Source organism: Pedobacter cryoconitis (assembly GCF_014200605.1).
Lineage (GTDB): Bacteria > Bacteroidota > Bacteroidia > Sphingobacteriales > Sphingobacteriaceae > Pedobacter > Pedobacter cryoconitis_B.
This window is the reverse complement of sequence record NZ_JACHCE010000002.1, coordinates 385,470-397,915: the sequence shown is the minus strand read 5'-3', so window position 1 is coordinate 397,915 and position 12,446 is coordinate 385,470. Positions and strand designations below refer to the sequence as shown.

13 protein-coding genes are annotated in these 12,446 nt (G+C 39.1%); 9 read left to right on the top strand and 4 right to left on the bottom strand.

What is annotated here, in order from left to right; genetic code table 11:
• Nucleotides 1-11: 11 nt before the first annotated feature.
• From HDE68_RS07800 to HDE68_RS07790, 3 genes are all read left to right on the top strand, one after another.
• Complete coding sequence (locus HDE68_RS07800; RefSeq protein ID WP_183880670.1) at nt 12-1,037, top strand: sensor histidine kinase; 1,026 nt, start codon at nt 12-14, stop codon at nt 1,035-1,037.
• Between the two features lie 87 nt (nt 1,038-1,124).
• Nucleotides 1,125-1,766, top strand: a complete 642-nt coding sequence (locus HDE68_RS07795) for a DUF47 domain-containing protein (protein WP_068404177.1) — start codon at nt 1,125-1,127, stop codon at nt 1,764-1,766.
• 11 nt (nt 1,767-1,777) lie between these two features.
• Nucleotides 1,778-2,809, top strand: a complete 1,032-nt coding sequence (locus HDE68_RS07790; protein ID WP_183880668.1) for an inorganic phosphate transporter — start codon at nt 1,778-1,780, stop codon at nt 2,807-2,809.
• A gap of 61 nt (nt 2,810-2,870) precedes the next feature.
• Here HDE68_RS07790 and HDE68_RS26640 read toward each other — a convergent pair whose 3' ends face one another.
• Nucleotides 2,871-3,806 (bottom strand): energy transducer TonB, encoded by a 936-nt coding sequence (locus HDE68_RS26640; protein WP_221300694.1) that lies wholly within the window; start codon nt 3,804-3,806, stop codon nt 2,871-2,873.
• Nucleotides 3,799-4,377 (bottom strand): RNA polymerase sigma factor, encoded by a 579-nt coding sequence (locus tag HDE68_RS07780; RefSeq protein ID WP_183880666.1) that lies wholly within the window; start codon nt 4,375-4,377, stop codon nt 3,799-3,801. Before HDE68_RS07780 ends, HDE68_RS26640 begins: the two co-directional genes overlap by 8 nt.
• A 152-nt stretch (nt 4,378-4,529) precedes the next feature.
• On the opposite strand from HDE68_RS07780, the gene HDE68_RS07775 reads away from it, so the two are divergent.
• The 4 genes from HDE68_RS07775 (at nt 4,530) to HDE68_RS07760 (ending at nt 9,048) form a co-directional block, all read left to right on the top strand.
• Nucleotides 4,530-5,330, top strand: a complete 801-nt coding sequence (locus HDE68_RS07775) for a DUF4197 domain-containing protein (protein ID WP_183880664.1) — start codon at nt 4,530-4,532, stop codon at nt 5,328-5,330.
• A gap of 59 nt (nt 5,331-5,389) precedes the next feature.
• On the top strand, nt 5,390-6,703 hold the full coding sequence (locus HDE68_RS07770; protein ID WP_183880662.1) for a DEAD/DEAH box helicase: 1,314 nt from the start codon (nt 5,390-5,392) through the stop codon (nt 6,701-6,703).
• 107 nt (nt 6,704-6,810) lie between these two features.
• A complete protein-coding gene (locus HDE68_RS07765) occupies nt 6,811-8,091 on the top strand; it encodes a replication-associated recombination protein A (RefSeq protein WP_183880660.1) in 1,281 nt (426 codons plus the stop codon).
• A gap of 276 nt (nt 8,092-8,367) precedes the next feature.
• A complete protein-coding gene (locus HDE68_RS07760; protein ID WP_183880658.1) occupies nt 8,368-9,048 on the top strand; it encodes an OmpA family protein in 681 nt (226 codons plus the stop codon).
• Nucleotides 9,049-9,132: 84 nt separating this feature from the next.
• On the opposite strand, the gene HDE68_RS07755 is transcribed toward HDE68_RS07760, so the two are convergent.
• Nucleotides 9,133-9,477: a hypothetical protein gene (locus tag HDE68_RS07755; RefSeq protein WP_183880657.1), complete on the bottom strand. Its 345-nt coding sequence runs from the start codon at nt 9,475-9,477 to the stop codon at nt 9,133-9,135.
• Between the two features lie 96 nt (nt 9,478-9,573).
• On the opposite strand from HDE68_RS07755, the gene HDE68_RS07750 reads away from it, so the two are divergent.
• A complete protein-coding gene (locus HDE68_RS07750) occupies nt 9,574-10,593 on the top strand; it encodes a Gfo/Idh/MocA family oxidoreductase (RefSeq protein WP_183880655.1) in 1,020 nt (339 codons plus the stop codon).
• Nucleotides 10,593-11,372 carry a zinc-dependent peptidase gene (locus HDE68_RS07745; protein WP_183880653.1) on the top strand — a complete coding sequence of 260 codons (780 nt, stop codon included), beginning with the start codon at nt 10,593-10,595 and terminating at the stop codon, nt 11,370-11,372. The genes HDE68_RS07750 and HDE68_RS07745 overlap by 1 nt, the downstream gene beginning before the upstream one ends.
• 26 nt (nt 11,373-11,398) lie before the next feature.
• Here the strand turns inward: HDE68_RS07745 and HDE68_RS07740 are convergent, their stop codons facing one another.
• Entirely contained in the window at nt 11,399-12,388 is a 990-nt protein-coding gene (locus HDE68_RS07740; protein WP_183880651.1) for an alpha/beta fold hydrolase, read from the bottom strand.
• Nucleotides 12,389-12,446 lie beyond the last annotated feature (58 nt).

Genomic DNA, 12,446 nt, shown 5'->3' with positions numbered 1-12,446 from the left:
AAATTGCCTCTATGAAGTTAAGTGTCCTTGTGCTAATTACTGCCCTCGCAGTCGGCCTGTCTATCGGGTTGGTGAATTTCCATTTCCAGCAAAGCTGGTATTTTATGCTTGTCTCCTTCGCGGTCTCGTTTGTGACAAGTTTTATTATGTTTTATTATCTTCTGGAAAAGTATATCTATTCCAAAATCAAACTGATTTATAAACTGATCCATAATCTTAAATTAGGTAAAGACCTGAAAGATGCATTGGGTGAATATGTCAGTACTGACCCTATCAATGATGTAGAACATGAAGTAAAGGAATGGGCAGGCGCAAAAAAACAAGAGATTGATCTGCTGAAAAAACAGGAACAGTTCAGAAGAGAGTTTCTGTCTAATGTCTCTCACGAATTTAAAACCCCACTTTTTGCGATACAGGGCTATATAGAAACTTTACAGGATTGTTTACTTGATGATCCTGAAATGGCAGTGAAATTCTTAAAAAAAGCAGAGAAAAACGTAGAAAGACTCAGTTATCTGATCAATGACCTGGATGCAATTTCTAAACTGGAATCGGGTGAAGTACCTATTGATTACCGGAAATTCGATTTTGTATTGCTGGCCAAAGAAGTGATGGAAGCCTTAGAAGATAAAGCGGGTAAAAGAAAGGTTCACCTCGCCTTCAAAGAAAAATATATGCACCCTGCGTTTGTAAATGCCGACCGCGAAAAGATCAGACAAGTCATGATTAACCTGATCTCCAATTCAATTAAATACGGAAAAGAGAACGGATCTACAGCAATTAAAATCTTTGAACTGCATGATCAGTATCTGATTGAAGTCACAGACGATGGAATTGGAATTGATGAAAAACATTTGCCAAGACTCTTTGAGCGTTTCTATAGAATAGACTCTCACCGTTCCAGAGAAGTAGGCGGGACAGGCCTGGGACTGGCTATTGTAAAACACATTCTGGAAGCGCACCAGCAAATTATATCGGTAAGAAGTACGCTTCAGATCGGGACAACTTTTGCTTTTACATTGCAAAAAGTTGGTTAAAATTTAAAGAAATATTCCTTTTATGTTAACACTTAACACTAACTTAACATTGCGATCCTACTTTTGTAACCATATCTTATAGTTAACATGAATAATATTTTTAAGTTCTTTACACCAAAAGACAAAAAATTCCAACCGCTGTTTGAACAAGCCGGAAGTAATGTATTAAAGATCTCAGAAGCACTTTTTCTTGCTTTAAGTACCAAAGATCTGGAAAAAAGAAAAGAATATATAAAAGAGATTGAACGCCTTGAGCACGTTGGTGATGATATCACTCACTCTATCTTCTTAGAATTAAGCAAAAATTTTATCACTCCTTTCGACAGAGAAGATATCCATGCACTGGCAAGTGCAGTAGATGATATTGCAGATTATATTCATGCTTCGGCTAGTAATATTGAATTGTATAACATCACGAATATCGGTGATGCCATGATTAAACTGGCAGAACTACTGGTTGAGATGTGTACAGATTTAGATAAAGCGATCAAAGAATTGAGAAGCTTTAAAAATATCCGTGTAATTGCTGATGCTTGTGTACGTATTAATAGTGGCGAGAATCAGGCGGATTACGTTTGTAATATCGCAATTGCAAGGTTATTTGAATTTGAAACCAATGCAATTGAACTGATCAAGCAAAAAGAAGTTCTTCAGACACTTGAAATGGCTACAGATAAATGTGAAGATGCAGCAAATGTGTTGGAATCTATATTGGTTAAAAACGCTTAAAATTCAACGAAATGCTTACACCCTTATTGATCGTCGTAATTGTACTGGCTATCGGTTTCGATTATATCAATGGTTTTCACGATGCAGCCAACTCTATTGCAACGGTTGTATCAACAAAAGTACTTACCCCTTTTCAGGCGGTACTATGGGCAGCACTTTTTAATTTTGCTGCTTACTTCTATTTCACGGATCATAAAGTTGCAAACACAATTGCTAAAACGGTTGTGGAGAATTTCATTACGCTCGAGGTTATCCTTGCCGGACTGATTGCAGCGATCACCTGGAATTTATTTACCTGGTGGTACGGTATTCCTTCCAGTTCATCACATACTTTAGTTGGTGGTTTTGCCGGAGCTGGTATGGCTAAGGCTGGTTCACTGGGTTTTGGTGTAATGTCTGCAATTAACCTTGCTCCAATCCTTAAAATCATTGCATTTATTGTTCTTGCCCCTGTGATCGGGATGTTTATATCGGTGATTATTTCGATCATCTTATTACATCTTTCTAAGAATGCAAGACCTTCGGTTGCAGAGAAATGGTTTAAGAAACTACAATTGATCTCTTCTGCAGCCTTAAGTTTCACCCATGGTGGAAATGATGCACAGAAAGTAATGGGTATCATTTACGTAGCTATGGTTGCAGCTAAAGTCTTAAAGACAGGTGACACTATGCCAGAGTGGATTCCATTTACCTGTTATGCAGCGATCTCTTTAGGAACGATGAGTGGCGGATGGAAAATAGTAAAAACAATGGGTTCAAAAATTACCAAGGTAAATGCCTTTGAAGGTGTTGCCGCAGAAACTGCTGGTGCGGTAACGTTGGGAATCACAGAACACTTTGGTATTCCGGTATCTACAACGCATACTATTACAGGTTCTATTGTTGGGGTTGGTTTATTAAAAAGAGTTTCAGCAGTAAGATGGGGAGTAACGGTAAGTTTGCTTTGGGCATGGGTATTAACCATTCCTGTTTCAGCATTATTAGCCGCAATTATCTTTAAACTGGTTGATTTCTTCTTCCCTGGTTTAGGCGTGGTTATCTAGATAGTACTTAATACTTCAAACATAAAAAATCCCTTGAATATATATTCAAGGGATTTTTCTTTTAAAATGAAACCGTGTAAGTTACCCTGGTTTCTTTATTTTTAGGTTGCTCCCATTTAGGGCCTTCCTTAATCAGCCTTATAGCTTCTTCATCAAATTCTTTGTTAATGCCTTTGGTAACTTTCAAATCAACAGGCTTTCCTTCGTTATCTACTAAAAAGCTTAATTCTACCAGTTGATCACCTGCACCGCGCAATTTATTGTGATCATTCAGATAAGTATCCAGATTAACCCATCCACCCACCGGAGTAGAGACTGCAGGCATAGCCGTAGCCACAGCTACTCCAGCAACTTTACCTGCCAGCGGTGCTGCTTCTGCTGCCGGCACTGCTTTACTCATTTTACGCATTGCTGCTTGTACAGGCACCTGGGTACTATCCCCCCTATTGACCGGCGCACTTTGGATCGCATAAGACTGAACAGCTTTATCCATAGCTATTTCTTCGTGCATCTCTTTTTTCGGATTTGCTTGTCCGGCAACGACTGTCTTTTCTCTTTTTGACGGAACATTAGCCGCATAAATATCATTTTTAGCAGAATCTATAACCGCCTGGTTAGGTAAAGGAGCGATATTAACTTCGACCTTTTTAGGATTATTTCTGGCTATTTCTTCTCGTTTTGCCCTATCCTTCATAAAGAATATGATGCTCACCGAAATAAATACAACAGCTGCAGCCGCAGCAACACTTAACCGCTGCCAGGTAAACACAGTTTCTCTTTTAGTAACCTGCTGCTGTGCTATCCTTTCGTATAATTGTTTTTGAAGCAGAGATACAGTATGTCCGGCTTTTCCTTTGGATTCACTTAATCCCGCCAGGGCCTGCGCAACAAAAGGATCTTCTAGCGCCTGCTTTTCAAGCTTATGCATAGCTTTGCTATCAAGTTTACCATCCAGGTAATCTTCCAGTAATTCTATATCTAACCAATCGTTATTCACTGCTGTTTTTCTCTATACAAATTTTCAAATTGCGTTTTCCGTTTTGAATATAGCTCTTTACTTTAACCATTTCATAACCCGTTAGCTCCGCCACTTCTTTATAACATTTTTCCTGGAGATAGAATAAATCCACACTCTTGCGTTGTTCTTCTGTCAGCGTCTCCATGCATTTTTCCATAACGGTCAATTGCTTCTCTTTGGTATCGTCTATATCCAGATGCACAAAATCGGTATTTTCCACAAAAGTATCATCAATTGAGACTGTATTGTTTTTTGCTAACTTCCTCAATGCCATCAAACAATGATTTCTTGTCAGCACATGCAGCCAGCTCTTGAAATTCTGCACTTCGTGGATCTTCAGCTTTACAACTAATTCTTCAAAGATTTGCATCACTGCATCTTTACTCGCTTCTTCTTCCTTGAAGTAATTAAGACAAACTCCATAAACAAGGTGCATATAGCGATTATAAAGCATACCCAATGCATCCAGACTCCCTGTACTTTTGTACCGTAAAAGAAGGGCTGCATCATCGAGATCTTTGATTCCTGTTGTATTTTTTATAAATTTCAAAGTATTTATGGAGGAAAATTCTCTTCAAGTATAAAAATATTTTCTGACTCTATCTCAAAAATCATCAAAAGGATATGATTATCAACGGATAAAATTGATAATCAGCATTTAATGGCTGGAAATTTGCTTACTATTGGCTTTACACAAAAAACATGAATAAAATCAAACTATTATCCCTGGCTTTTGCAGCACTCACAATGTTTAGCTACAATGCACAAAGCCAATCACTTGGAAGCATTTTAAAGAAAGTAAAATCAGCAACAGAGACTAAAACCCCGGCAGCACAGTCAGGAAATCAGTCCGCAGCTACGGCAACGACTTCTACAGCAGATAAACCAACCACCTCAGAAATTGGAACAGGGATTAAACAGGCACTGGAAGCAGGGATTTCTAAAGGCGCAGATCAGTTGTCCATGAAAGATGGTTTTTTGGGCAATATGGCCGTTAAAATTTTATTCCCTCCGGAAGCACAAAAAGTAGAGAAAACATTAAGGAGTATTGGTTTGGGCTCGCTGGCTGACAATGTAATTACCAGTTTAAACAGAGCCGCAGAGGATGCTGCGAAAGAGGCTAAGCCTATATTCGTTTCTGCGATTAAACAAATGACCATCACAGATGCAACAAATATCTTACTGGGAAGTGAAAACTCAGCAACTGAATATTTTAAAAAAGCGACTACAGCACAGCTGATGGAAAAATTCAGGCCTGTTGTGAATACGAGCTTAAGTAAAGTTGGCGCGGCCAAATACTGGGGAGACGCCACAAATCAGTACAATAAATTACCAATGGTTAAACCAGTAACAACAGACCTTTCGGGTTATGTAACTCAAAAAGCTGTAGAAGGGATGTTCATCCAGGTTGCACAGGAAGAATTAACGATCAGAAATAACTTAGGCGGACGCACAACTTCGGTACTTCAAAAGGTATTCGGATATGCCGATCAGAAAAAATAAAAAAGCCAGAAATAAAGGCTACTTTTATGCAGAACAATTACGAATAACATACAAGTATATTGGATTTTAAAGATTTTAATTTTAACCCTGATTTATTAGAGGGTTTATTAGCAATGGGTTTCAGAAATGCAACCCCTATACAACAGGAAGCAATTCCCCTTATCTTAGCAAAAAAGGACTTGATAGCGTGTGCCCAAACGGGTACAGGAAAAACAGGTGCTTATTTGCTGCCGGTCATGAATATGATCAGCCAGACGGAGAACCGACATAACAATACGCTTATTCTTGCTCCTACCCGTGAGCTTGCACAACAAATCGATTTACAGGTTGAAGCACTTTCTTATTTCACCAATATCAGTTCGCTTACCGTATATGGAGGTGGTGATGGCATTGCCTATGAACAGCAGAAACGCAGTATGCGTGAAGGTGTTGATATTATCATAGCTACACCAGGCAGACTGATCTCTCATCTTTCTTCAGGATTACTTAAACTGGATCAGTTACAGCACCTTGTTTTAGATGAAGCAGACAGAATGCTGGATATGGGCTTTTACGATGATATTATGCGTATCGTAAGCTTCCTTCCTGAGAAAAGACAAACCGTATTGTTTTCGGCTACAATGCCTCCTAAAATAAGAAAGCTTGCAGGTACTTTATTAAAAGATCCAGAGCAGATCAGTATTGCAATTTCAAAACCTGCCGCAGGAATCAATCAGCAGGCTTATTTAGTACATGATACCCAAAAGGTAAAATTACTGACAGAGCTGATGAAAAATGTAGACTTCCCAAGTATCTTAATCTTTGCTTCTACTAAAGAAAAAGTTAAAAACCTGGGTAAAGTTTTCCGTGGACTTGGCTTTAAAGCAGAAGCTTTTCACTCAGATCTGGGACAAAAAGAAAGAGAAGCTATTCTATCAGAATTTAAGAATAAACGTGTTCCTGTATTGATCGGGACCGATGTATTATCAAGAGGTATTGATGTAGAAGGAATTTCACTGGTCATCAATTTTGATGTACCGCATGATCCGGAAGATTATATCCACAGAATTGGCCGTACAGCAAGAGCTGCAACGACTGGTACTGCAATCACTCTGGTGAATGATAAGGATAAACGTAAGTTTGCGAACATAGAAAAGCTGATTGACAAAACGATTGACAGAATGCCTTTACCTGAACATTTGGGCGAGGCACCTGTAGAAACGGCTGCGACACCATCTTCAGGAACAGAGCGCAAGCATAAAAAAGCACCTCAGCGTAAGTTCTGGAAAAAGAAACCCAAAACCGGAGGTACTGCTTCAGGAGCAGAGGGCGCCACAACAAGAGCAGAAAATACAGCGCCAAAAAGAGAAGGCTCAGCACCACAAGCTGAATAACATAAGAAAATTCTATTTTCAAACCAGTTAATGCTTATTTGTGTAAAATTAAGCAGTTCCAAAACAGGAGTAATTTTTATTGCTCCTGTTTTTTTATCTTTACATTTATGCAAAACCTACCTCCATTAGCAGAACGCATGCGTCCGCAAAATCTGGACGAATATGTTGGACAACAACATTTGGTAGGTCCTGATGCAGTTCTGCGTAAAGCTATACAAAGCGGACAGCTTCCTTCTATGATCTTCTGGGGCCCTCCGGGAGTCGGGAAAACGACCTTGGCATATATTATATCTCAAACGCTTGACCGTCCATTCTTTAATCTGAGTGCAATTAATTCAGGAGTAAAGGATATACGTGACGTTATTGACAAAGCGGCACTATTAAAAGATAGCTTTCTTGGTTTACCCATCTTATTCATTGATGAGATCCACAGATTCAGTAAATCTCAGCAGGATAGCCTGCTTGGAGCGGTAGAACGCGGCCTGGTTACACTTATTGGTGCCACAACAGAAAACCCTTCTTTTGAAGTTATTTCCGCTTTACTATCCCGCTGCCAGGTATACATCCTGAAATCATTGGATGAAGAGGAACTTTCAGGTCTGCTGCAAACAGCAATCCGCGAAGATGTGATCCTTAAAGAAAAGAAAATCACAATCAAAGAGCATGAGGCACTGATCCGCTTATCTGGCGGGGATGCAAGAAAATTATTAAATGTACTTGAAATTGCCATTAATGGTATCGGAGGAGAGACTATTGTCCTGACCAACGAAAACGTATTAAAGCATGCCCAGCAGAACCTTGCCCTGTATGATAAAGCAGGTGAACAGCATTATGATATTATTTCTGCCTTTATTAAATCGATCAGAGGAAGTGATCCGAACGCAGCTGTTTACTGGCTGGCCAGGATGATAGAAGGCGGTGAAGACCCTCTATTTATCGCAAGACGATTACTTATCCTCTCTTCTGAAGATATTGGCAATGCCAATCCCAATGCTTTATTACTGGCTAATAACTGTTTCCAGGCGGTCAATGTAATCGGATATCCGGAAGCCCGGATTATTCTTGCGCAAGCAGTTACTTATCTCGCGTCTTCAGCAAAAAGCAATGCTTCTTATGAAGCCATCAATCATGCACAGCAACTGGTCAAACAAACCGGAAATTTACCTGTCCCTTTACATATCAGAAATGCGCCCACCAAACTGATGAAGAATATTGGTTATGGAAAAGATTATAAATACGCGCATGGCTATGAAGGAAATTTTGCCCCTCAGGAATATTTACCTGACCTGATCAGCGGCACTAAACTTTATGATCCGGGCAATAATCCGGCTGAAAATAAACTCAGAGAAAAATTAAAGCAGAACTGGAAGGATAAATATGACTACTAGTTCCTGATTAGCTGAGCGGTTAATGCCAGCAATGGAACAGGATAACTGCCAGCAAAGAAACGTTATTTGGCAGTGAAGAATATTTATGCCAATTGCATATATCCTTTAAAATAAATTGTACAGAATTGTAGTCAATCTCAACATTTTCAGACAATCTTACGTCAGTTGTGCATCGGAATTTATGCAAAATCTCTGTCTTTATATAAGAAATCACAAAAAACTTACAATTGGCATTACCTTTGAGTAAATGCCTTTATAAACAAATAAATTATTATCATGATTACTTCGAAATTCAAAATAGCAACATTCAGTATTGCATTATCGTTAAGCGCAATGGCTTTCCAAGGCTGTGACAGTTTAACTAAAACACAAAAAGGAGCTGGTATTGGTGCTGCTGCAGGTGGTGTTCTAGGTGCTATTATTGGAAAAAAAGCTGGTAACACTGCAATTGGAGCGATCTTAGGTGGTGCTATTGGTGGTACTGCTGGTGGATTCATCGGAAAACGTATGGATAAACAAGCTGCTGAAATTCAGAATGCGATACCTAATGCAGAAGTAGTTCGTGAAGGTGAAGGTATCATTGTAAAATTTGATAGTGGAATCTTATTTGATTTTGATAGTGCAAACTTAAAAGCACAGGCTAAAGACAATGTAAAATCATTAGCCGGATCTTTAGAAAAATATCCTGATACTGAGATCAAAGTTATTGGTCATACAGATAGCAAAGGAACTGAAACATATAATATGAGCCTTTCTGAAAGAAGAGCAGCAGCGGTTAAAGCTTATGCAGTTTCTCAGGGTGTGCCTTCTGGTCGTATGACTACTGTAGGTAAAGGTTTCTCTGAGCCGATTGCAGATAATGCAACTGATGCAGGAAGAGCAGCTAACCGTAGGGTTGAGATTGTTATTGTAGCAAATGATCAATTGAAAAAACAAGCGCAACAAGCTAACAACTAAAAATATTAAGATCTACCTATTTTAATAACAAAAAAGCCGGAGTAATTATACTCCGGCTTTTTATTGAGATAGATTTTTATCCTGTTATTGATAGATGTCTTCGAAGTAATGAATAGCCAGTGATTTTAAAAGCAACTCCTGTTCCATCATTGCAAACGATGGAACCTGTTTGACCAGTTTCCAGTGTGGCCACCCGTCCTGATCCAGTCCTTCAAGCTCATAAAATCCCATTTCACTCATTAAACGGCAGGTTGCGATATGCATAAGCTCTTCTTTTTGACGTTTGCTATACTTACCTGGCCCCTTGCCGAGTTCCTGAACGCCTATCAAGAATAACATTACCTTTAAATCAGGTATATCTGAATCAAATTCCTCAGCAATCTTTTGCTGTAGAATCTTCCATTTTGCGTTGATTTCTGCGGGCTTCATACTCCAAAGATAAAAAATATAAAAACGGTTTATGACAATATTATTAATACATCAGCTTTTGGATTCACTAATTTAGCCCCTAAAATATAGAAATTGATGAATAAAGTAATCACAACTGGCCTGATGGCCTATGGCATGTCAGGCAAGATATTTCATGGCCCTTTTCTTACTGCACATCCGGGGTTTAAACTCCATGCAGTAACGGAACGTAATCAAAAGAATGCGGAGAAAGACTTCACAGGAATCACCAGTTATGACCATATAGAGGATTTGCTGAATGATCAAAGCATTGAGCTCATTATTATCAATACCCCAAACTATACCCATTACGACTATGCTAAACAAGCATTAAATGCCGGCAAGCATATTCTAGTTGAAAAACCATTTACAGCGACTTCCGATCAAGCGGTTGAAATATTTGAACTGGCAGAAAGCCTGGATAAAAAAGTCTTTGTTTACCAGAACCGCAGATGGGACAGTGATTTTGAGACAGTAAAAAACATAGTTAAAAGTAATAAATTAGGTAAACTGTCAGAAGTTCACTTCAGGTTTGACAGATATAAGGCAAGCATTGGCATCAAAAGCTTTAAGGAAGAGTCTGGTGTTGCCGCCAGTGGTTTACAATATGATTTAGGCCCTCACTTAGTGGATCAGGCAATCAGCCTGTTCGGACAACCTGATTCATTCCATAAGATTTTAGGCAGAAACAGGGAAAACACACAGGTCGATGACTTTTTGTCCGTCCATTTGAGTTATCCGGACAGCCTGAATGTTTTTGTACATTCTAACATGATGATTACTGATATACAGCCTTCTTTTGTACTTCATGGAAGAAATGGCAGTTTTATCAAAGACAGGGCCGATGTACAGGAAGAACAACTACTGAAAGGTATCAAACCAAATGAACCTGGCTTTGGAATTGAAGCCAAAGGGAAAGAAGGAAAACTGACACTGATCGATAAGAATGGTGATAGAACCGAACGTCTGATCCCTTCTAAACCTGCAAGCTATATTTCTCTTTTTGAAGCTGTATATCAGTCTTTGGTCAATGACAAGCCATTCCCTGTCTTACAGGAAGAAATACTGGAGCAAATTGAAATTCTGGAAGCTGAATAATGGCACCATATCTCATTTTACTCGCCGCATTTTTAATTGCTTTGTATTTTATATTCAGAGATAAAAAAGCCAAAAAGCTCCCCGAAAACACGATCAACACAGCTGACCAGCAAATTTTGCTCAGTCATGTCGCTTATTATCAGAACCTGGATGCCGCAAACCGGACAAAGTTTGAGCATATGCTCGGAGACTTTTTAAGCTATGTACGTATTGAAGGAATAGACCTGACTCCGGATGCTACAGATCGTTTATTAATTGCTTCCAGTGCAATTATCCCTGTCTTTGGATTTGGACACTGGAAATATCAGAATCTGCATGCCGTAATTTTATATCCGGATACATTTAACAAAGATTTTCAGTTTGAAGGTGGTGACCGTAATATTCTGGGAATGGTAGGTACGGGCTATATGAACGGGCAAATGATCTTATCGCGTTCTGCCTTATTAGAAGGCTTTTCTATCAGTGCTGACAAAGAAAATACGGCTATCCATGAATTTGTACATTTACTGGATAAATCGGATGGTGCAACTGATGGCATTCCTGAAAACCTGATGCCTCACCAGTATATTATCCCCTGGGTAAAGATGATCCACCAGGAGATTAATAAAATTGAGGCTGGAAAATCTGATATCAATCCTTATGCGGTAACCAATGAAGCAGAATTTCTTGCGGTAGTCTCAGAATATTTCTTTGAAAAGCCGGCACAGTTCAAGGATAAACATCCAGAACTTTATCAAATTCTTTCTGCTACGTTTTCACAGGATCCGGCGAAAAAATAATGACCGGAACCCGGACCCACAAGCTTTTATAACCCGCCTAATAAAGCTACTGTAAACTCAGTGGGCACTTCCAGATGAGGGATATGTCCGCTGCCATCAAATTCTATCAGCTTTGCATTCGGTATTCTGGATGCAATCTGTTTTCCCAGCACTTTGTACTGGCCATGCATGGCCTGCTCCTGTGGGCTTAATAAACCCTTTCCAACAATAGTCTTATCTTCCTTCCCGATAAAGAGAATAGTTGGAACAGTAATATTTTGAAATTCATAAACAACCGGCTGTTCATAAATCATTGTAAAGGTCATGGCTGCAACTTTTGCCCATCTCGCATAATCAGCGCTAAAGGTTACTCCAGCAGCAATTTTCACCAGCTCATCATATTCTGGTTTCCATACGGTGAAGTAAGAGCTCTGATAGTATTTTTTGATACTTTCTGCATTTGATTTAAGCTCTGTTTTATATTGATCTTCTGTAGTTACATAAGGCACAAAAGAACGGTAATCTTCCAGGCCAATAGGATTTTCCAATAATAGCTTTTCAGTAGTCTGCGGATACATTAAAGCAAACCTTGTAGCCAGCATCCCTCCCATAGAGTGTCCAAGGATATTGGCTTTATGTATACCCAGAGTATCTAAAAGCGCTTTATTCCAGCGTGCCAGCTGATGAAAGCTATAATGAATATAGGGTTTTGAAGATTTACCAAACCCAATCTGATCCGGAACAATCACTCTAAACCCTCTGCCGGTTAAAGCCTTGATTACGTTTGTCCAGTAATATCCACCAAAGTTTTTACCATGAAAAAGGACTACCGTTCTGCCATTTGTATTTTGTATCGGCGCAATGTCCATATAAGCCATCCGGATATCCTGTCCTTCGGTATGAATTGGAAAGTATTTTACCGGATATGGGTATTTCACATTTTCTAAAGTAATAGACAAGGTATCTGTCTGTTGTGCAGATAAGGATAGAGACAGGCAAAGTAAAAAAAGAGCAGGAAGAAGTATTTTTCTGAACATATAATTTCTATGATTGTAGCCTTCAAACAAAACAAGAGGCTGAAAGTTCTAAAACTAA

Bases quoted from the DNA above. Each gene is read 5' to 3' on its own strand.
- HDE68_RS07775 (WP_183880664.1), top strand. From the start codon at position 4,530: ATGAATAAAATCAAACTATTATCCCTGGCTTTTGCAGCACTCACAATG.
- HDE68_RS07745 (WP_183880653.1), top strand. From the start codon at position 10,593: ATGGCACCATATCTCATTTTACTCGCCGCATTTTTAATTGCTTTGTAT.
- HDE68_RS07740 (WP_183880651.1), bottom strand. From the start codon at position 12,388: ATGTTCAGAAAAATACTTCTTCCTGCTCTTTTTTTACTTTGCCTGTCT.
- HDE68_RS07755 (WP_183880657.1), bottom strand. From the start codon at position 9,477: ATGAAGCCCGCAGAAATCAACGCAAAATGGAAGATTCTACAGCAAAAG.
- HDE68_RS07760 (WP_183880658.1), top strand. From the start codon at position 8,368: ATGATTACTTCGAAATTCAAAATAGCAACATTCAGTATTGCATTATCG.
- HDE68_RS07790 (WP_183880668.1), top strand. From the start codon at position 1,778: ATGCTTACACCCTTATTGATCGTCGTAATTGTACTGGCTATCGGTTTC.
- HDE68_RS07795 (WP_068404177.1), top strand. From the start codon at position 1,125: ATGAATAATATTTTTAAGTTCTTTACACCAAAAGACAAAAAATTCCAA.
- HDE68_RS07765 (WP_183880660.1), top strand. From the start codon at position 6,811: ATGCAAAACCTACCTCCATTAGCAGAACGCATGCGTCCGCAAAATCTG.
- HDE68_RS07800 (WP_183880670.1), top strand. From the start codon at position 12: ATGAAGTTAAGTGTCCTTGTGCTAATTACTGCCCTCGCAGTCGGCCTG.
- HDE68_RS07750 (WP_183880655.1), top strand. From the start codon at position 9,574: ATGAATAAAGTAATCACAACTGGCCTGATGGCCTATGGCATGTCAGGC.